At 58.6% G+C, this 20380-nt stretch carries 14 protein-coding genes; 6 read left to right on the top strand and 8 right to left on the bottom strand.

The genetic code is table 11. The features are described from left to right. Nucleotides 1-166 precede the first annotated feature (166 nt). Entirely contained in the window at nt 167-1387 is a 1221-nt protein-coding gene (locus QRN61_RS08700; protein ID WP_247267109.1) for an aspartate aminotransferase family protein, read from the bottom strand. 310 nt (nt 1388-1697) lie between these two features. On the opposite strand from QRN61_RS08700, the gene QRN61_RS08695 reads away from it, so the two are divergent. Beyond that, nucleotides 1698-6743, top strand: coding sequence for a dermonecrotic toxin domain-containing protein (locus QRN61_RS08695; protein ID WP_285373582.1), 5046 nt, complete (start codon nt 1698-1700; stop codon nt 6741-6743). A 26-nt stretch (nt 6744-6769) separates the two neighbouring features. Here QRN61_RS08695 and argR read toward each other — a convergent pair whose 3' ends face one another. The 7 genes from argR to acs all read right to left on the bottom strand — a co-directional run bounded on the left by argR (nt 6770) and on the right by acs (nt 14834). After that, nucleotides 6770-7762, bottom strand: a complete 993-nt coding sequence (gene argR, locus QRN61_RS08690; protein WP_027612635.1) for a transcriptional regulator ArgR — start codon at nt 7760-7762, stop codon at nt 6770-6772. A 232-nt stretch (nt 7763-7994) separates the two neighbouring features. After that, entirely contained in the window at nt 7995-8759 is a 765-nt protein-coding gene (locus QRN61_RS08685; RefSeq protein ID WP_003227281.1) for an ABC transporter ATP-binding protein, read from the bottom strand. Between the two features lie 27 nt (nt 8760-8786). Next, nucleotides 8787-9899 carry a M14 family metallopeptidase gene (locus QRN61_RS08680; RefSeq protein ID WP_285373581.1) on the bottom strand — a complete coding sequence of 371 codons (1113 nt, stop codon included), beginning with the start codon at nt 9897-9899 and terminating at the stop codon, nt 8787-8789. Between the two features lies 1 nt (nt 9900). Next, complete coding sequence (locus QRN61_RS08675; protein ID WP_003227285.1) at nt 9901-10599, bottom strand: ABC transporter permease; 699 nt, start codon at nt 10597-10599, stop codon at nt 9901-9903. Beyond that, nucleotides 10596-11285, bottom strand: coding sequence for an ABC transporter permease (locus QRN61_RS08670; protein WP_003227287.1), 690 nt, complete (start codon nt 11283-11285; stop codon nt 10596-10598). Before QRN61_RS08670 ends, QRN61_RS08675 begins: the two co-directional genes overlap by 4 nt. Nucleotides 11286-11376: 91 nt before the next feature. Continuing rightward, a complete protein-coding gene (aotJ, locus tag QRN61_RS08665; RefSeq protein WP_027612633.1) occupies nt 11377-12150 on the bottom strand; it encodes an L-arginine-binding protein AotJ in 774 nt (257 codons plus the stop codon). Between the two features lie 728 nt (nt 12151-12878). After that, on the bottom strand, nt 12879-14834 hold the full coding sequence (acs, locus tag QRN61_RS08660) for an acetate--CoA ligase (RefSeq protein WP_007963105.1): 1956 nt from the start codon (nt 14832-14834) through the stop codon (nt 12879-12881). Between the two features lie 475 nt (nt 14835-15309). On the opposite strand from acs, the gene QRN61_RS08655 reads away from it, so the two are divergent. The 5 genes from QRN61_RS08655 (at nt 15310) to QRN61_RS08635 (ending at nt 20378) form a co-directional block, all read left to right on the top strand. Further along, entirely contained in the window at nt 15310-15570 is a 261-nt protein-coding gene (locus QRN61_RS08655) for a DUF2790 domain-containing protein (RefSeq protein ID WP_027612631.1), read from the top strand. 553 nt (nt 15571-16123) lie between these two features. After that, complete coding sequence (locus QRN61_RS08650) at nt 16124-17374, top strand: ribonucleotide-diphosphate reductase subunit beta (protein WP_003227292.1); 1251 nt, start codon at nt 16124-16126, stop codon at nt 17372-17374. Nucleotides 17375-17720: 346 nt separating this feature from the next. After that, nucleotides 17721-18254, top strand: a complete 534-nt coding sequence (locus tag QRN61_RS08645; protein WP_097085839.1) for a BRO-N domain-containing protein — start codon at nt 17721-17723, stop codon at nt 18252-18254. A 113-nt stretch (nt 18255-18367) separates the two neighbouring features. Then, nucleotides 18368-19081, top strand: coding sequence for an HNH endonuclease (locus QRN61_RS08640; protein ID WP_285373580.1), 714 nt, complete (start codon nt 18368-18370; stop codon nt 19079-19081). 313 nt (nt 19082-19394) lie between these two features. Continuing rightward, nucleotides 19395-20378: a hypothetical protein gene (locus QRN61_RS08635; RefSeq protein WP_285373579.1), complete on the top strand. Its 984-nt coding sequence runs from the start codon at nt 19395-19397 to the stop codon at nt 20376-20378. Nucleotides 20379-20380: the final 2 nt, after the last annotated feature.

Raw genomic sequence — 20380 nt, 5'->3', positions numbered from 1 at the left:
AAACACCGGATACTGTGGGAGCGAGCCTGCTCGCGAAAGCGGTCTATCTGTCAGCAAAAATGTTGACTGACACGCCCTCTTCGCGAGCAGGCTCGCTCCCACAATGGAACTCGCCCGGTATCAAAATTGGGTTCGACGCCCGAATCCTCGGGCGCCGAAGGGTCTATCAGGCTTGCGTCAGTGTTGCCGCGGCGCGTTCGAAGCGGTCCAGACCGGCATCGATATCGGCGTCTTCCACCACCAGGCTCGGGGCGAAACGGATCACGTCCGGGCCGGCCTGCAGAATCATCAGGCCTTCTTTTTCAGCGGCGTTGAAGATGTCCTTGGCCTTGCCTTTCCAGGCGTCGCTCAGCACACAACCGATCAACAGACCGAGGCCACGCACCTGAGTGAACAGGCCGTACTTCTCGCCGATCTGCTGCAGACGGGTCTTGAATTTGTCGTGCTTGGCGTTGACGCCGCTCAGCACCTCAGGGGTGTTGATCACGTCGATCACCGCTTCGGCAACCGCGCACGCCAGCGGGTTGCCGCCGTAGGTGGTGCCGTGGGTGCCGACGACCAGATGTTTGGCCAGCGCTTCAGTGGTCAGCATCGCGGCGATCGGGAAACCACCGCCCAGGCTCTTGGCGCTGGTCAGGATGTCCGGGGTCACGCCGTAATGCTGATAGGCGAACAGGTGGCCGGTACGGCCCATGCCGGTCTGCACTTCGTCGAACACCAGCAGCGCGTTGTTCGCGTCGCACAGTTCACGGGCACCTTGCAGGTAAGCCAGTTCGGCCGGCAGTACACCGCCCTCGCCCTGGATAGGTTCGAGCACGACCGCACAGGTCTTGTCGGACACCGCCGCTTTCAGCGCGGCCAGATCGTTGTAAGGAACGTGGGTGATGCCGGTGATTTTCGGACCGAAACCGTCGGAGTACTTCGACTGGCCACCGACGTTAACGGTGAACAGGGTACGACCGTGGAAGCTGTTGAGCGCGGCGATGATCTCGTACTTCTCGCTGCCGAAACGGTCGAACGCCACGCGACGGGCCAGCTTGAACGCGGCCTCGTTGGCTTCGGCGCCCGAGTTGCAGAAGAACACGCGCTCGGCGAACGTGGCGTCGATCAGCTTGTGCGCCAGGCGCAGGGCCGGCTCATTGGTGAACACGTTAGACACGTGCCACAGCTTGTTCGCTTGCTCGGTCAAGGCACCGACCAGCGCCGGATGCGCGTGGCCCAATACGTTTACGGCAATCCCGCCGGCGAAGTCGATCAGCTCGCGACCGCTCTGGTCCCAGACGCGGGAACCGGCGCCACGCACCGGAATGAAAGCGGCAGGCGCGTAGTTGGGAACCATTACCTGGTCGAAATCGGCGCGTTGTACCGCAGCGTGCTCAACGGACATCGGAGTCTCCTGAAGAGGAACACCCGCCTGAAACTGGCGAGCGATGGGGGGATTGTAAGGACAGTTTTCAGCCCGGCCTTGCCGCCAAGCGACAACTTCTTATAGCGCAAACCCCGGATTTTCCCGGGTTTACGGCAATGCGACATATAGCGTCGCAAAGGCGCAGTTTAAACTGCACGCCGCCATTTGCGCAGACGTACCGGGGATCTTAATCAAGAGAGTTTTGTGGCGTGCGGTATATATGTACCGCACATCGAATCAACGGCCGGTGTTTGCTAGGGACCTTTCTCCAGGCAAACGGCCTCACCCCATGATTCAAGAAACCACACCCGCCCTCGCGACACTGCCCGACCCACTGCTGCTACCCCGGCAGGACGCACACTATCAACCGCTGCTCCAGGCCATCCCGACATGGCTGATGCAGGCTGCGGCACACAAGCGCACGGCATTGAAACGGGCCAGTCCGCTACTGCCCGCCAACCTCAAACAGGCATCACTCACCGAGCATGCAAAACTGCGCGCGCTTAATGCCTCGCACTGGACCGCACACAACCGCGTCGAACGAAGCCTTGCCCGGTTGCAGGACGCCAAAGCGTTCGCCGAACCGCTGCTACGCGCCGAGATAGAAAACCGTTTTGGCCTCAAACTGGATGTCAGGCAGACCTTCCTGCGCCTGTACCTGCCCGACCATGTTCCGTGGCTGCGCATCAAATCCGGCGCCGCACGCACCTGGACCGTCTCGTTGCTGGACGCCGCGCTACACAATTTTGAAAGCAGCGAGACCAGCGCTGACGCCTTTGAGTCCGCCTCGGGTTATGTCAGTCAGCCCTCACCTGACGGCCAGTTCAGCGTGCTGCCGAACATCCCCAAGGCGATGCCGATCCCTGCCTTCACCCGCCTGTGTCGCGACCTGGATATCGGCCGCCGCTACAACACTTATCTGCAAGACAATCTGGGCATCAGCAATCCGCTGGTCGCAGCCGTGCTGCAACCGCAGGTTTGCACGAGTGACAAAGCCGCCCTGGTCGCCGCCCTGCAAATGGCCTACATGCAAAAGCTGCTGGGGGCCGATGTCCATCGCCTGATCCTCGGGCTGCTCGATGGCTTGCAGCATTTGCGCCTCAATCGTCAGGCGTGGCATTGCCATGCGCTGACGATGATGAAAGTCAGCCTGACCGGCATCGTGCTGTTCGCGCCGAATCTTGAGGCTGCACACGCAGCAGCGCGAGTCGTGGTTTATATTCCTGATGACCCACAACACCCAGTCAAGGAATACGCCAGTTCCGCTGCCTTCGCTGAGGAGCTGGCGCAACGCCTGCGCGATCCGGACTATCAGGTGTTCTTCAGCCGTTTCATCGACCATGCCGATCGCGGCGCTTTCTTCGGCCAGTTGCGGGCCATGCTCAACCCCGTCACCTGGCAACCCGTACCGGTCGGCGATCCACGCCCCACCTGGCGCGAGCATCCAACCGTGCGGCCTGCTCTGCAGATCGTCGCGACCCCAATCCGGGGTGAGCTGTGGGTTTACCTCTACCAGCGCAAGCTCGACAAGATGCTCAACGATGCCCGCGTCATCGCCGTCTCGACGGCCATGGTCGATCGCAAGGCGCGCTGGGCACTCTGGGATTCCTTCACGGACATCGCACAGTCGTTGCTCAACCTCGTCGCGTTCGTCGCCTTGCCATTCGTGCCATTTCTCGGCGAGCTGATGCTTGCCTACACGGCCTACCAACTGCTCGACGAGACGTTCGAAAGCATCGTCGACTGGGCCGAAGGACAACCCCGCGAAGCGTTCGCGCATTTGATCGGCGTCGTGGAGTCCATGGTGCAGGTCGGCACCTTCGCCGCCGGCGGCGCTATCGCCGTCAGCGAGTTTCGCGCGCTGTTGCCTGCCAATGTCGTCCAGTTCATCGACCGCTTCATTCCGGTGAAAACGGCCAATGGCAAGACCCGCTACTGGAAACCCGACCTGCGCCCTTACGAGTGGCCCGCCACGCTGTCCAAAGACGCCAGAACCGATGCACTGGGCCTGCAAACCCACCAGGGCAAGAGCCTGCTGGCCCTGGAAGACAAGTTGTATGCCGTCAGCCTTGACCCCGAAACGGGCGCCCATCGCATCGACCATCCGACGCGCCCCGAGGCTTACAAACCCGCACTCAGGCACAACACCGCAGGCGCCTGGCAAACCGAAATTGACCAGCCACTGGCTTGGGATCGCGCCACCGTGCTGAGCCGCAGCAGTGCGCAGATGCAGCGCCTTCCCGCCGCTCTGCGGGAGCGCCTGCTGAATATCAGTGGCTGCGAGGAAAACACCCTGCGCCAGATGCACGTCGAGCGCGATCAATTGCCACCCTTACTCAGTGACACGCTGCAGCGCTGGCAGATCGATCAGGACATTCAATTGTTCATCGAGCAGATTGGCAGCTCGAATGCCGAGGATTACCTCAAGGCCGACCCGGCCACCCAACTGCAACTGCTTTTCGACAACGGCGACTGGCCTGCCGACCGAGGCCTGCAACTGATCGACCGTCAAGGCAGAACCCTGTGGCGCAGCCCCGTCGCCGATATGCCCTTCATACAAATCGAGGGCTCACGACTGGACGATGGCGACCTGCTCAAGACCTGTCTGCAACGCCTGACAGAATCGCAACGAAGGCGGCTATTGAGCGAAGCCCTGCATACGCCCGCACCCTCGGCCGAGGCCCGCGCAACTAGCCTGCGGCGCAGCGTCGCCGAGCTGGCAAAGCGCAAACGCCAAAGCCTGTTCGAGGATCAATATCGTCAGTTACAGCGCGGCGCCAGCCCGCTGGTACAGGTACTGATGGATGCCGAACCCGGCCTGCCGAAGGCGTTGGCGCAATCGATACTTGAAACGGCAAGTGATGCCGAATACCTGCAATTACAGCGCGGAACACTCTCCGAAAGACTGGCCACTCTGACCCAGGAAACGGGTCTGCAAGTGCGCGTAACCCGAGCCTTTGAGGGGCTTGAGCTGCAAGCGACAGTCAATAATCTGGATACGGATCGGCTGGCCCTCCACTCGCTGCCACGCTTGCCGGGCTGGTCGCCGTCGATACGAATGGAGCTCAGGCACTACAGCCATAGCGGGCAACTGATCGACAGCCTCGGCGCGCAGGACGCGCTCATTCGCAAAGTGCTGGTACTGACCGAACAGGGCGACTATCAGCCGTTCGACGCTAGCGGTGAGTCACTCAGCGCGCCGGGTTCACTGTATTCAAGCCTGCTGCATGCCCTGCCCGACGCAGAACGTTCGGCGCTGAACATCCACATCACGCAAGACCTGCAGCTCAAGCAGTTGATTCGTGACCACGCGCTCGACCGTCAAGCGTTGCTGAACCTGCTGTCGCAAAATCCGATTCGCAAACCCGCTTACGACCCCACCGTGATGCGCCTGCGTGGCGGTACCAGTGGCTATCGGCGCATGCCTACCAATACGCCGACGCTGCACGCCCATGCCCACTGGCTGCTGCCGCACTTGCTGCCCGAGGAACTCAATGCATTCGTCGAGCGCCTGCAACGCCATCCGAACGGCCCGCGAGCGGAGCTGAGCCGCTTGATCACTGAACGCAACCGCCTCGACGCGGTGCTGAGTCCGTGGACTGAGGGTATTCCCCTCGTTCATCCGGAGACCGGTGCCCGCCTCACCACCGAGCAATACGCGATCCAGCGTCATCGCCGACGGCAGATGCGGGTCGACATCCTGGACTGCTGGAAGCAGCAGGTTTCCTTGCCGGAGAACACCGAGCAGACCATCGATCTGCGCCTGTCACAGTCAATCATCGGAGAGCTGCCACAACTTGAGGTGAACTTCAGTCACGTGGACTACCTGACCATCGAGGGGATCGGCAGCACTCAGGGTATACACGGTTTTCTAAACTGCTTCTCCGGCCTGCGTCGCCTGGCGCTGCGCAATTTCCAGCTGGGCAACCTGCCGGAGTCGATCAGCCAGTCGCCACAACTGCGCGAGCTGATTCTCAGCGACTGCAGCATCACCCTGACAGCCGAGAGCCACACAACACTGGCAGCCTTGACTCACCTGAGAACCCTAGACCTGTTCAGGAACCCGCTCGGACTCACCCCCAATGTCGAAAAAATGCCCCGACTCAATTACATCGATGTGTCGGAGACCGGCATTTCCGAACTGCCACCCGGCCTGCTCACGCGCCCGCTATTGCGCACCGCGCTGCTCAACGACAACCAGATCCAGTCGTTGTCTCCCGCCCTTTTCGAGCTGCCCAACAACGTTCCGGAAGGCTTCGATCTGAGCGGCAATCCGATTGCCAACGCAGACCGGGAGCACATCAAACGCCACTTCAACGACACCCGCCAGGACTTCGGCGTAATGGCCGAACAGGCTGATCTGCTGCGCGTACAGGCGCTGTACACACACATGGATCTGGAACAGGCCAGTGAATTTTTCTATCTGCTACCCGGCACCCTGACCGAGGGGCGAATCGAACTTGCACGGCTTGAGCGTGAATACAGCGACTTGAGTAGCAACCTCGCCAACTGGGCGACCGACCACCCTGCCTTGCACCCGATCAGTGGCGAGCCCTTCACGATTGAGCAAGTGCTGAACGAGCACGCCGCACGTCACGAATTCAAATCGCTCATTGAACAGTGCTGGCGCCGGGAAACCGAGCAAGACGAACCGGATCAGAACCTCCAGCCACTGCATGACTTGAACCTGGCGACGATCATCCGCGGCGACTTGCCCGTACTCAATGCTGATTTCAGCCATGTCACGCATCTGTACCTCAGAAGCCTGCCGGGTCAGACGTTTGGAATTGACAGGTTTGTCGAGACGTTTGCCAGCCTCAGAGGACTGACGATTTATCAATATCGGCTTGAACACATTCCGCCGGCGGTGTTTCGCATGGCCAAGCTGACCTATTTGTCGCTTTCACACTGCGAGTTGACGCTCACGCCGCAAAACGCCCTTGAGCTTGCGCAAATGGAGCGCCTCGATCACCTGGACTTGAGTGACAACCCGTTGGGCGAGACGCCGGATGTCAGCCAGATGACTAATCTGCAAACGCTGATGCTGGACAACAGCGGCATCACCAGCCTGCCGCCGGGCTTGCTGCAACTCGAACACCTGGAAATCGCCGACCTGAGCGACAACGCAATCACCCAGGTTCCCAGCGATATCCTGGAGTTGCCAGAAGAGCGTGCGGACAAATTCAGCCTGCGGAGCAATCCGCTCTCTGAGCTGAGCCTGCAACGACTGATCGCCTACTTCAGAAAGCACCGCATCGATTTTGGCGTGGAAGCCGTCATCGAGCGGGCGGAAATGGAGGTGTCCACGTCCGAAGATTCCGGGGTCGATGAGTAACGCTCAGCGGGTTCTGCCGGGGTGCGTCAACCGCGCTCCGGCGGCACTGACGACAGTTCGAACGGACTGCTGCTGCGCCGCTGGTTGCGATCTTCGCGCGGCGTGGCGCCGAAGAAGTTGCGGTAGGCGCTGGAGAAATGCGGCCCGGAGGAGAAACCGCAGGACAGGCCAATCTGGATGATCGACTTGCTGGTTTGCATCAACATCTGCCGGGCCTTGTTCAGGCGCAACTCCAGGTAGTACTGGCTCGGCACGCGGTTGAGGTATTGCTTGAAGATCCGCTCCAGCTGTCGACGGGACACGCACACGTGCTGGGCGATTTCGTCGGTGGTCAGCGGCTCTTCGATGTTGGCTTCCATCAGCAACACCGCTTGGGTGAGCTTCGGATGGCTGGAACCGAGGCGGTTCTGCAGTGGAATGCGCTGGCGTTCACCGCCCTCGCGGATGCGCTCGACCACCAGTTCTTCGGACACCGCACCGGCCAGTTCTGCGCCATGATCACGGGCCAGCACCGCCAGCAGCAGGTCGAGCACCGACATGCCACCGCACGCGGTCAGGCGATCGCGATCCCAGTCGAACAGGTGACTGGTGGCGATGACTTTCGGGAAACGCTCGGCGAAATCGTCCTGCCAGCGCCAGTGCACAGCCGCGCGATAACCGTCGAGCAGACCGAGCTGCGCCAACGGATATACGCCTGCCGACAGGCCACCGATCACGCAACCGGCCCGCACCAGTTGCTTGAGCGCGCTGCTGAGGGCCGGGGCCAGGGTGGTCGGCGGCTCGTCGGCGAGCAAAAAGAGTTTCTGGAAGTTTTCCAGCTTGCCGGTCCACGCCTCGCCCGGCAGTTGCCACGCCCCCTCGGCCGCAACGTCTGTCACGGTTTCGGCCTGGAGGAACGACAATTCGTAAACCACCTCCGGATGCACCCGCTGAGCAACACGCAAGGCCTCCTCCGCCAGCGCCAGCGTCAGAGCTTTAGTGCTGGGCCAAATCAGGAAACCAATTCGATGGGCAGTCATGGGCGGGCAATCCGAAACGAAGAACGGTGATGAAGGCATGGGCCAATGCTAGCCCGTAATCGAAGCTGTCGCAGGTCCATTGTGGGAGCGGGCTTGCTCGCGAAGGCGGTGGTTCAGGCAGCAATGATGTTGACTGATCGACCGCTTTCGCGAGCAAGCCCGCTCCCACAGGGGGACCGAGCCAGTCTTCAGGTCGCGAAGCATGACCTAATCTGGTGCATAACGGCAGCGATTACTTGAGGCTGCCCGACAGGAATTGTTGCAAGCGCTCGGATTGCGGATTGACCAGCACTTCGCGCGGGTTGCCGCTCTCTTCCACGACACCTTTGTGCAGGAACACCAACTGGTTCGACACTTCACGGGCGAAGCCCATTTCGTGCGTGACCACGACCATGGTGCGGCCTTCCTGAGCGAGGGCCTGCATGACTTTGAGCACGTCGCCGACCAGTTCCGGATCGAGCGCCGAAGTCGGTTCGTCGAACAGCATCACTTCCGGCTCCATCGCCAGCGCACGGGCAATTGCCACACGCTGCTGCTCGCCACCGGACATGTGCCCCGGGAACGCGTCTTTACGATGGGCCACACCGACCTTGTTCAGGTAGTGCTCGGCCTTCTCGCGCGCTTCAGCCTTGGACACGCCCAGCACGTGGACCGGCGCTTCCATGATGTTTTCCAGCGCAGTCATGTGCGACCACAGGTTGAAATGCTGGAACACCATCGAGAGACGCGAGCGCATGCGCTGCAGCTGTTTCGGATCAGCGGCTTTCAGCGCGCCGTCCTTGTTCGCTACCAGTTTCAACTCTTCGTTGTTGAGCAGGATCTTGCCCGCGTGCGGCTGCTCAAGCAGGTTGATGCAGCGCAGGAAAGTACTTTTGCCGGAGCCACTGGAGCCGATGATGCTGATCACATCGCCGGCTGCCGCTTTCAGGGACACGCCCTTGAGCACTTCGTGACTGCCATAGCGTTTATGCAGGTCTTGGACTTCAAGTTTGTACATGCGGTCGGTTCTCACAAAAACAGTCAGTCAGTCGTTGAGCAAGCGCCCGTGACGCAGCGCTTCGCGCCCCGCCACCTTGGCCAGCCAGAAACCGGGTTGGGCATAGCGCAGCCGTTCAATGGCAAACAGCACCCCGGACGTACCAGCACACACCGTGCTGACCCGATCGGACACAGGGTCGATCACTTCGAAAATCTCATCCCCGGCGTCAACCCACTCGCCGGGTTTACGCAGAAAACTCACCACACCGGGGTGCGGCGCCAACAGTAATTCAGTTCCTTCGAACGGCATGCCTTCGCACGGCTCGCTGGCCGGCTTCGGCCACTCGCCAGTGATCAGGCCTTGCTCGGCAAGGAACGCCAGAATGCCTTCAGCCCAGGCTTGCGCATCAACGCGGTCGGTATTGGCCTGACCGCCGAGCTCGACGGTGGTCGCCAGGCACGCCAGTGGAATCTGCGCGTCGGGGAACTGCCGCGACAGACGCAACCACGGCAACGAGCACGCTTCATCGAAGGAGCTGCCGCCGGAATCTTCCGCCAGCAAACCGACCTTCACATTCAGGTGCGCCGCCAACGAGCGCCACTGCGGCCAGTGCTGCGGCAGTGCATACATGTGCAGCGCGGCTTCAGCGTCGCAGTGCAAGTCGAGCACCACGTCGGCAGTGCAGGCGTGGCTGAGCAAAACGCGCTGCATGCCTTGCAACTGGCTGCTCGCCTCGGGCAATGCCGCCAGATGATCGGTCATGGCCTGACGGATCAGCCGAATGTTGGCGTGCGGATCGTCACCAAGACGCTCGGCCAGCGTCGCCGCCACCGGCGCGCTCAGCTCGACGAAATCGCGGTTGAAATTCTTGCCGCTGCCCGCCTCGAAACGCCCCTGATGATTGCCTTGCAGCAATTGGCCGAGGCCCAGCGGGTTGGCGACCGGTACCAGCTCGATCACACCGTTGAGCAGACCTTGGGCTTCGAGTTCGCCGAGGCGTTTTTTCAGCTCCCAGGCGGTGCGCATGCCCGGCAGTTCGTCAGCGTGCAGGCTGGCTTGGATGTAAGCCTTGCGCTCGCCGCTGCCGAAGCGGAAGACCGAGATCTTGCGCTCGCTGCCCAGGTGGCTCCACGGCAATACGTGGTCGATGCGTTCCATATCAGTGCTTCCGCGGGGCGAGGTAGCTCAACCAGCGGCGCTCGGCCAGCTTGAACAGCTTCACCAGAATGAAGGTCAGGCACAGGTAGAACACGCCGGCGGTGATGTACGCCTCGAACGGCAGGTAATACTGCGCGTTGACGGTACGGGCCGCGCCGGTGATATCGATCAGGGTCACGATGGACGCCAGACTGGTGGTCTGCAGCATCATGATCACTTCGTTGCTGTACTGCGGCAGCGCCCGGCGCAGGGCCGATGGCAACAGGATGCGCTTGTACAGTTTGAAGCGCGACATGCCCATGGCCTTGGCGGCTTCAATCTCGCCGTTCGGCGTGGCCTTGAGGCTGCCGGCGATGATTTCGGCGGTGTAGGCGCTGGTATTGATCGCGAACGCCAGGCACGCACAGAACGTGGCGCTGGACAGCCACGGCCACAAGAAGCTTTCACGCACAGCTTCGAACTGGGCCAGACCGTAATAGATCAAAAACAGTTGCACCAGCATCGGCGTGCCGCGGATCACGTAGGTGTAGAGCCACGCGGCGCCGTTAACGATCGGGTTCTTGGAGACGCGCATCAGGCCCAGCGGCAGTGCCGCCAACAGACCGAACAACAGCGACAGCGCGAGCAGTTTGAGGGTGGTCAGCAGGCCGCCGAGGTACAGCGGCATGGCCTCCCAAATGACGTTGTAGTCGAAGATCATAGATCAGCCGCCCTTACGCCTACCGAGTAGCGCTTCTCAAGGTGACGCAGCGCCAGCAACGAGACACTGGTGATCACCAGGTACATCGCCGCCACTGCGAGGAAGAAGGTGAAAGGCTCGCGGGTGGCATCTGCCGCCTGCTTGGCCTTGAACATCATGTCTTGCAGACCGACCACCGAAATCAGCGCGGTCGCCTTGGTCAGCACCAGCCAGTTGTTGGTGAAGCCAGGAATCGCCAGGCGAATCATCTGCGGCACCATCACCCGGAAGAACACCTGAAAACTGCTCATGCCGTACGCCATGCCCGCTTCGGCCTGGCCTTTTGGGATCGCCATGAACGCGCCACGGAAGGTTTCCGAAAGGTACGCACCGAAGATGAAACCGAGGGTGCCGATACCGGCGGCCAGCGGGTTCAGGTCGATGTAGTCGTCATAGCCGAGCATCGGCGCAACACGGTTGAGCAGGTCCTGACCGCCGTAGAAGATCAGCAGGATCAGCACCAGGTCGGGAATCCCGCGGATCACCGTGGAATACAGATCGCCCAGCCACGCCAGCCAGCGAATCGGCGACAGGCGCAACGCGACCCCGATCAGCCCGAGAACGATGGCCAGGGCCATGGACGACAAGGCGAGCTGAAGCGTCAGCCATGCGCCATCGAGGATGACAGCCCCGTAGCCTTTCAACATGATTCAGGTCCTCGAAAGTTGGGATGAAAAAATGGCGCAAACCGCAGAGATCCTGTTGCTTGCGCCATTTCTGACTTGTCGCAGAGACGTGTTACTTGCCGTAGATATCGAAGGCGAAGTACTTGTCCTGGATAGCTTTGTATTTACCGTTTTCACGGATGGCCGCGATGGCCGCGTTGATCTTGTCTTTCAGCGCGTCACCCTTGCGCACAGCAATGCCTACGCCGTCGCCGAAGTATTTGACGTCGGTGAACTGCGGGCCAACGAAGGCGAAGCCTTTGCCGGAATCAGTGTTCAGGAAGCCGTCCTGCAGCAGGGTGGCATCAGCCACGGTACCGTCGAGGCGACCGGCGGCCACGTCGAGGTAGATTTCGTTCTGCGAACCGTATGGTTTGATCTCGGCACCCAGCGGGGCCAGGACTTCGCGGGCGAAACGCTCGTGGATCGAACCACGTTGCACGCCGATGTTCTTGCCTTTGAGCTCAGACAGGTTGTCGCTGACAACGGTGCCTTGCTTCATGACCAGACGGGCCGGGGTGTTGTAGTACTTGTTGGTGAAGTCCACGGATTTCTTGCGGTCTTCGGTGATCGACATGGACGACAGGATCGCGTCGATCTTGCGCACTTTCAGTGCAGGGATCAGACCGTCGAACTCTTGCTCGACCCACTGGCACTTGACCTTCATTTCTTCACACAGGGCATTGCCGATGTCGTAGTCGAAACCAACGATGCTGCCATCCGGCGCTTTGGAAGCGAACGGAGGGTAAGCCGCTTCGATACCGATCTTCAGAGGTTTTTCATCAGCGAAGGAATTCAGCGACAGCACGGACAGTGCCAGGGCGCCAAGCAGCACAAGTTTCTTCATCTTGGGACTCCATCGGTAAAGGGCAAAAACGGCAGAGTGAGCGACAGCCCAATATGCGAATGGGTGAATCGGGAAAGCGGTGCAGCATCGGTGGGAAATTTCCCATTGAAACCCTCGGGGTTTCAACGTCAGCCACGATGAGCGAGTGATCGGCATTCTAACGACAGGCCCGAAGCCGATATTTCTTCAATGCGACAACTAATTACAGATGCACAGAGAAACCCGCTTGAGCGCATTGACAGCCTTGCAAATTCATGCAAGAGCGAAAGACAGTGAACCGATCTATGCTGCAAATTGCGGGCCTATTATTCGCAAACCCTTCTAATCCGGCAAGCGCAGCGTTGTGTCTTATTTTTCACTGGGGGTTTTGAGGCTCTAAAACGGGGCATTGCGTTTCCCTTCGCCCCGGTTTGACGCGGGCGGTTACACATTCGGTTACGTGGAAGGCAGGCGGTAACAGCGGGAAATGTCTTACGGGGGAGATCGATAATTATTGGTTGGGTGGTTTGTGTTTCTGACGGGGGATTACTGCGGCGTCTGACAGATGGCTATCGCCGGCAAGCCAGCTCCCACAGAGATCTCAGTTGATAATGACATCTCATACACACCCAAAAACCTGTGGGAGCTGGCTTGCCAGCGATGAGGCCAGCAAAACCACCACAAATTCCAGACACAAAAAAACCCCACCCGGCATCACCGGACAGGGCTTTTCAATGCATCAGACAGGCTTAAGCCACATTCATCGTCTTGTGCGTATCAATCAAATGCTGCACCACACCCGGATCCGCCAGGGTCGAGATATCCCCCAACCCATCGTACTCAGCCGTAGCAATCTTGCGCAGAATCCGCCGCATGATCTTGCCCGAACGGGTCTTCGGCAGCCCCGGCGCCCACTGGATCACGTCCGGCGAAGCGATCGGGCCGATCTCTTTGCGCACCCAGTTCTTTAGCTCCAGACGCAGTTGCTCGCTCGGCTCTTCGCCATTCTTCAAGGTGACGTAGACATAAATGCCCTGCCCCTTGATGTCGTGCGGCACACCAACCACCGCCGCTTCGGCGACTTTCGGGTGGGCGACCATCGCGCTTTCGATCTCGGCGGTGCCCATGCGGTGGCCGGAGACGTTGAGCACGTCGTCGACACGCCCGGTGATCCAGTAGTAACCATCCGCGTCACGCCGCGCACCGTCACCGGTGAAATACATGCCACGGAAGGTCTTGAAGTAGGTGTCGACAAAGCGGTCATGGTCGCCATACAGCGTGCGCGCCTGACCCGGCCACGAATCGAGAATCACCAGATTGCCCTCGGCCTCGCCCTCGATGATGTTGCCGAGGTTGTCGACCAGCGCCGGCACCACACCGAAGAACGGACGTGCCGCCGAACCCGGCTTCAGTGCATGCGCACCCGGCAGTGGGCTCATCATGTTGCCGCCGGTTTCGGTCTGCCACCAGGTATCGACAATCGGGCAACGGGACTTGCCGACATTCTTGTAGTACCAGTCCCAGGCTTCCGGGTTGATCGGCTCGCCGACCGAACCGAGCAGACGCAGGCTGCTGCCATCAGCGCCCTCAACGGCGGCGGTGCCCGAAGCCATCATCGCGCGGATCGCGGTCGGTGCGGTGTAGAGGATGTTGACCTTGTGCTTGTCGACGATCTTCGCCACCCGGGTGATGTCCGGGTAGTTCGGCACGCCTTCGAACAGCAGCGTGGTCGCGCCATTGGCCAGCGGGCCGTAGACGATGTAGCTGTGGCCGGTGACCCAGCCGACGTCGGCGGTGCACCAGTAGATTTCGCCCGGACGGTAGTCGAACACACGCTCGTGGGTCATCGCCGCGTACAGCAGATAACCGCCGGTGGTGTGCTGCACGCCCTTCGGTTTGCCGGTCGAGCCAGAGGTATAAAGGATGAACAGCGCTTCTTCGGCGCCCATCTCTTTTGGCGCGCAGACGGTGCCCGCCACTTTCATCAGGTCTTCGTACCAGATGTCGCGATGCTGGTTCCACTTGATGTCGCCACCGGTGCGCTTACACACGATGACTTTCTGGATGCTGCTGGTTTCCGGGTTGGTCAGCGCGTCGTCGACGTTGGCCTTCAGCGAGATCTTCTTGCCGGCACGGATGCCTTCGTCAGCGGTGATGACCACTTTCGATTTGCAGTCGATGATCCGCCCCGCCAGCGCCTCCGGCGAGAAACCACCGAACACCACCGAATGAATCGCGCCGATCCGGGTGCAGGCCAGCATGGCGACCACGGCTTCAGGGATCATCGGCATATAGATAGTCACCACGTCGCCGCGGTGCACGTCCTGACCACGCAGGGCGTTGGCCAGTTTGCACACTTGCTCGTGCAGTTCGCGGTAGGTGATGTTACGGCTTTCGGAAGGATCGTCGCCTTCCCAGATGATTGCGACTTGGTCGCCGCGCTCGGCCAGATGACGGTCGAGGCAGTTGTAGGAAACGTTCAGGGTGCCGTCGGCGAACCATTTGATGTCGACATGGTGATCGTCGAAGGAAGTCTGCTTCACCGTGGTGAAAGGCTTGATCCAGTCGAGGCGCTTGGCTTGCTCGCGCCAGAAACCGTCAGGGTTGACGACCGACTGCTGGTACATGGCTTTGTAGGTCGCCTCGTCAGTCAGCGTATTGGCCAGAACCTCGGGACGAACGGGATACAGAGAAGCCGCACTCATCTTTCTTACCTCGGTGGAATAGTTGTTTTTGTATGACCCCGTTGTAGCCGGGCCGGGCCCATAGAACCATTCGACGATGGTAGTAACAAGCCCCTACAAAACATGGCGATACCCAGACAGCAAGCCCGACGCACTACCCCCAAACACCCCAAACCCCTTGTAGGAGCTTGCCTGCAAGCGATCCAGACAACTCGGTTCCCCAGACAAATTGCATCGCCAGAAAACGCTCTTCCCCACCCTGACGACCGATTGTTACCAAATCTGCCAAAAGTGTTTATCAAAACCCCACCTGTTTACCCCCACCCCTCCTCCCTAAAATCCACCTCGCCGACAAGGCAAACGCGATTAACAACGTTACAGCCCCCACGAAGGCCGTTAATCCAGCTCTCAAGTAATAACTGCAAATGATGAAGTTCCACACGCAACCCTAAAAAGGTTGCGTGACCCCACTCGACCTCAAAAAGGTAAATCTGAAATGAAAGCTTTATTGGTTCTGGCCCTCAGCAGTCTGTGCGCAACCGCCATGGCAGACGAGGTCCCGACTGATGTCGCACAGCAACAACCGGTGATCGAGGAATACACTTACTCCACTCACCTGGACATCGCCAAAGTTGTATCGATGAGCGAAGTGCCGAATGTCTGCGAAGTGGTACCGGCCAAAATGGAGTACGACGACTCCAAGGGTCAGCGCCATATCCTGCGTTACAGCGTCATGGGTAATGGCTGCACCAATTGATGATTGAGACTGCACCGAATCGGACCGCTCAGCGCCTCATTTGAGGGTCGATTCCAGCCCGGCTTCGGTCGGGCTCAGTTGTGTCTGGAGTCGTCAAAAATGCTTGCAAAACACTAGATGTAGTAAAAAACCGGTTTTTTTGTTCGTTTTTTGAGCAAATCCACAATCGCGAGATTTTTACGAAAAAAAATCTATCCCCGGCAAAGCCCTGTAAACCCGCACTCTCATCGAAAAACCACCCTCCTCGACCGCTCCATGCGCGGATTCGCCTCAGCACAGCCGTGTTTTTTTCCCTATAATGCCGCCCTAATCGGGTCAGCAATATTCCCTTACAGGGAGCAAAAGCCATTCTGAAGCCCCGCAGCAGCGTCAACGCTGATCTGCGCCCGTCAGAGGCTCTCGGAAACCCGTACAAAATTCTGTTTTATTGCCTGCCTTGGCTGCCGCAAAAAACGATTCCTTAAGATCCAACGCGGTCTGTACGACCGTGTGAAAAACCAACCAATCAGGTTTCACACGGGGCGACAGGCCCTCACGCAGGAGACGACACGTCATGCTGAGCTGGGACGAATTCGACAAAGAAGACAGTGAAGTAGCAACCGTGAAAGGCGCCAACGCCGGCCACGCTACTGAAGCCAACATGGACCGCCTCGACAGCGCCGGCGGTGCCGCAGCGCTGGAAGCCCGCGCCGTGACCGCCGACGACTCGGCCGCCGTGGCCCGCGCCAAGGCAGCACTGGATTCCCTCGACGTCGCCGAAGGCCTCGCCGAACTCGAAGGCGCCTCCGCCCGTGTCGCCGTTGACGAAAAGCGCATGATCAACTGCCGCGCCGACCTCAACCAACTCGTACCCTTCAAGTACGACTGGGCCTGGCAGAAGTACCTGGACGGCTGCGCAAACCACTGGATGCCGCAAGAAGTCAACATGACCGCCGACATCGCCCTCTGGAAAAACCCGGAAGGCCTGACCGACGACGAGCGCCGCATCGTGATGCGCAACCTCGGCTTCTTCTCCACCGCCGACTCCCTGGTTGCCAACAACCTGGTCCTGGCCGTGTACCGCCTGATCACCAACCCGGAATGCCGCCAGTACATCCTGCGCCAGGCGTTTGAAGAGGCGATCCACACCCACGCCTACCAGTACTGCATCGAATCGCTGGCCATGGATGAAGGCGAGATCTTCAACATGTACCACGAGATCCCATCGGTCGCGAAAAAGGCAGCCTGGGGCCTGAAATACACCCGTTCGATCTCCGATCCGAAGTTCGAAACCGGCACCCCGGACACCGACAAAGAACTGCTGCGCAACCTGATCGCCTACTACTGCGTACTGGAAGGCATCTTCTTCTACTGCGGCTTCACCCAGATCCTCTCCATGGGCCGCCGCAACAAAATGACCGGCGTCGCCGAGCAGTTCCAATACATCCTGCGCGACGAATCCATGCACCTGAACTTCGGCATCGACGTGATCAACCAGATCAAAATCGAAAACCCACACCTGTGGGATGCCGAGATGAAGGAAGAAGCGACCCAGATGATCCTGCAGGGTACGCAGCTGGAGATCGAATACGCCCGCGACACAATGCCTCGCGGCGTACTGGGCATGAACGCGGCGATGATGGAGGACTACCTGAAGTTCATCGCTAACCGTCGTTTGTCGCAGATCGGTTTGAAAGAAGAGTACCCAGGGACCACTAACCCGTTCCCTTGGATGAGCGAGATTATGGACTTGAAGAAAGAGAAGAATTTCTTTGAGACTCGCGTGATCGAATACCAAACTGGTGGTGCGTTGAGCTGGGACTAATGGTCTCGCTCGCCACGATTTGACGATTGCTGCTTGAGTCGCCAAGTCGAGAAAGCAAAAGCCCCGATCTGATCGGGGCTTTTTTATGGACGATTGGTAATCGTTTTTTACGCCTACGTCACAGCGCTCAATCTCCTACAGCACTTACAGCCGCGTCCCATTGAAGGCCGCTACAAGCACTACTAAGCTCTATCGCAGGTGCCTAAGAAACGCCCAACGTAGAAAGCTTGGTCAGTGACACAGACGTGTGATTCGTCGGTGACAACTGCTCTGCTCGTTGGGATTTCTTAAGTCCGCTCTACGTTGGGGTCAGGCCCTCCCAAAATCTAACGTAGAGGTCATAGATATGTCTGATCCGCTCCCGGTAATAGTGTTCTCTCGCCACAACCTTTCTCTCCATGCCCTTCTATTAGAAAACCAGCCTTGGTTCTCCGCTCGCGATGTCGGCCGCTTGATGGGTTTCCATCTGAATGATCGGGTGGTCAACAAGCTAGATAGCGATCAGCGCCGCGTCATGTGGATTGAGTACTTTCGAGAACCAGAACAGCATCTGATGCTCAGTGAGTCCGGGGTGTACGCGCTGTTGGTCTATCACTACGTTCCGGGTAATCGGTTGTTGCGGGAATGGCTGACCAATGAGGTGGTGCCGACATTGCGCGATGCTGCGGATTCAGGAGATTCGAATCGGCCAATGTTGAGCTTGTTGGATTGGCCGGAGATGTCTTTGAGTTTGCTGCATTGGCAGGATGAGGGCTGGATTCGACTTCGGGATATGCCTTACCTGTTAAATGATCAAAATCTACGACGAGCTTCTCTAGAGAAACCCTGGTGGCGGAGGGTTACGCAGGTGTTTCAGTCCTCGAAGCACTCGATGGGCTAGGGAGAAATTTGTAGGATTGCGCGGGATCCGTCGCTGTTTTCTGTAGGAATTTTCGTAGACAGCAGTAATGGCCACTCAGTATCGTCCGAGGGTTTTCAACCCTCGGCGACTGTATGGATACGAAAAAGGAACAAAAAGGCTGGACCGATGAAGAATTGGAAGCCTCTGTCGATGCCTATCTCTCGATTCAAGTGAGATATCCAAACGATGAAAAATTCAACAAGTCTGCGGAGCACAAGCATCTGCAGGACGGTGTACTTGCTAATCGCAATACCAAGTCGATCGACTATCGCCTGCAGAACATCTCGGCATTGTTTGATGAGCTGGGGCTGAAGACGATTGTTCACTACAAACCAAAAGTTAACCTTGGTTCAGGTATTACTGCGCGCCTAACCAAAATTTTAGAGTCGAAAGGTATTCTGACTCGGAGTATCGGCTCTCCTTCTGACGAGGCTGCAATTCGCAATCGCCACATAAAGCCCACTAGAACACCGAACTTCGTAAGCGAACCGGAAAATGATGCACCGCCTCAACAAGGGGTGACCATAACCAAATACTTTGTTCGAAACTCCAAAATCAAAGGTTGGATTCTCGATAACGCTAAGGGTATCTGCGAAGGCTGCGAGCAACCGGCTCCGTTCGAAATGGATGGAGAGCCATATCTTGAAGTTCATCACGTTAAGCATTTGGCACAGCAGGGTAGAGATCGCAAAAGCAACACAGTTGCACTGTGTCCGAATTGCCATAGACGCTGCCACCATTCTAGCGATCGGAAGGAATTCACAGATTCGCTTTATCAAAAAGTGAAGCGACTGAAGCGCGAGTAACTGGTTTATATGGAACCTGTAGCGAGGGGATTCATCCCCGATCGACTGCAAAGCGATCGCCAAACTAACACTTCCTGACGATCGCTTTTTAATGGCTTGGGTCAGCTCCGCTGCCCATCGGGGATAAATCCCCTCACCACAATTGAGATGTGTTACTGCAAAGTGGGTATCTGGCAGCAGGACTGAGTTGATGCCCGGGATCGCCAGCAGGCTAGCTCCCACAGGTTTCGCATCATCTTGAAAACAATCAGTGCAACCCGCCGCGCCTCCCGCTATTAATACCCCTCCCCCACTCAAGGATCCGAGCCCTGCCATGAAATTCGATCTCGCCTACTGCCTCAGCCTCGACGACAAGTTGTCGATCTATGACGTTCGCGATCTCAATTTCGATGAGACGGTGGCGTTCGATTCGGCAAAGGAGCATTTCCAGTGCCCCAACGATGCCTGTCGTTTAGCATTTGATACCTCCAACGAGTTGGGCACCTTCAACGCCAAGAACGTGAATTACGTGCGCACGCCGCACTTCAAGAATCTGCCCACGACGCAGCATGTGGCGGGTTGTCCGTATGTGAGTTTGAAGGCGTCAGCGTCTGGTGTTGAGACGGCGGAGGGTGAGGTGGATGACGGGCGGGAGGAGCATTTTCCGTCGGAGTTGTTGCTGACGCGGCGTGAGTATGTGCGCAAGCCTGCTGCGCCGGCGGGGGCGGCGGATGTGTTGCGGGATGATCCGGTGCGGGTGGCGCAGGTGAGTTCCAAGGAGTCGCCGGGGCGTGAGACGGCGCCGGACAAGACCAGTGTGTTTGCGCATCCGGTGGAGTGCTTTGTGTCGAACTTCGCCGACAAGGAGTTGCTCAAACGCATGCCGTTGAAGATCGGCGAGCACACGGCGCCTTATGGCTCGTTCTTCAAGAAGATCGAGTATCTGACGGACAACAAGGGGCTGATTTACTGGGGCAAGATCAAGGAGATCAAGGATTACACCCAGAGTTTTCGCATCGATTTCGAGCAGAAGGTCTGGTTCAAGCAGGCGGATGAGGCGAAGAAGAAGCCGTATTCGGTGAACGTGTACTTGAGCAAGAAGTTGATCGACAACTACCGCAAGCGCAAGGCGTTTCTGGAAGAGATCAAGCACGCGATCGACAGTGATAAGGAGTTGTTTTGTTTCTTCTATGGCGTGACGCCGGAGTTGAAGCAGGTGCCGAGCAAGAAGAACCCCGAACAGACGTTCGGGGTGTTCAGTGCCAACATCGAGAACCTGGATCACTTCATTGTGCGGGAGGCGCCGGGGTTGGCGTGACG

Source organism: Pseudomonas sp. lyk4-TYG-107 (assembly GCF_030209055.1).
GTDB lineage: Bacteria > Pseudomonadota > Gammaproteobacteria > Pseudomonadales > Pseudomonadaceae > Aquipseudomonas > Aquipseudomonas putida_A.
The sequence above is the reverse complement of the archived record's forward strand: the minus strand, read 5'-3'. Positions and strand labels throughout refer to the sequence as shown.

Coding starts and splice junctions, on each gene's coding strand:
- QRN61_RS08700 (WP_247267109.1), bottom strand. CDS start 1,387: ATGTCCGTTGAGCACGCTGCGGTACAACGCGCCGATTTCGACCAGGTA.
- QRN61_RS08645 (WP_097085839.1), top strand. CDS start 17,721: ATGTCTGATCCGCTCCCGGTAATAGTGTTCTCTCGCCACAACCTTTCT.
- QRN61_RS08695 (WP_285373582.1), top strand. CDS start 1,698: ATGATTCAAGAAACCACACCCGCCCTCGCGACACTGCCCGACCCACTG.
- QRN61_RS08675 (WP_003227285.1), bottom strand. CDS start 10,599: ATGATCTTCGACTACAACGTCATTTGGGAGGCCATGCCGCTGTACCTC.
- aotJ (WP_027612633.1), bottom strand. CDS start 12,150: ATGAAGAAACTTGTGCTGCTTGGCGCCCTGGCACTGTCCGTGCTGTCG.
- QRN61_RS08655 (WP_027612631.1), top strand. CDS start 15,310: ATGAAAGCTTTATTGGTTCTGGCCCTCAGCAGTCTGTGCGCAACCGCC.
- QRN61_RS08640 (WP_285373580.1), top strand. CDS start 18,368: ATGGATACGAAAAAGGAACAAAAAGGCTGGACCGATGAAGAATTGGAA.
- QRN61_RS08650 (WP_003227292.1), top strand. CDS start 16,124: ATGCTGAGCTGGGACGAATTCGACAAAGAAGACAGTGAAGTAGCAACC.
- QRN61_RS08680 (WP_285373581.1), bottom strand. CDS start 9,899: ATGGAACGCATCGACCACGTATTGCCGTGGAGCCACCTGGGCAGCGAG.
- QRN61_RS08685 (WP_003227281.1), bottom strand. CDS start 8,759: ATGTACAAACTTGAAGTCCAAGACCTGCATAAACGCTATGGCAGTCAC.
- QRN61_RS08635 (WP_285373579.1), top strand. CDS start 19,395: ATGAAATTCGATCTCGCCTACTGCCTCAGCCTCGACGACAAGTTGTCG.
- argR (WP_027612635.1), bottom strand. CDS start 7,762: ATGACTGCCCATCGAATTGGTTTCCTGATTTGGCCCAGCACTAAAGCT.
- QRN61_RS08670 (WP_003227287.1), bottom strand. CDS start 11,285: ATGTTGAAAGGCTACGGGGCTGTCATCCTCGATGGCGCATGGCTGACG.
- acs (WP_007963105.1), bottom strand. CDS start 14,834: ATGAGTGCGGCTTCTCTGTATCCCGTTCGTCCCGAGGTTCTGGCCAAT.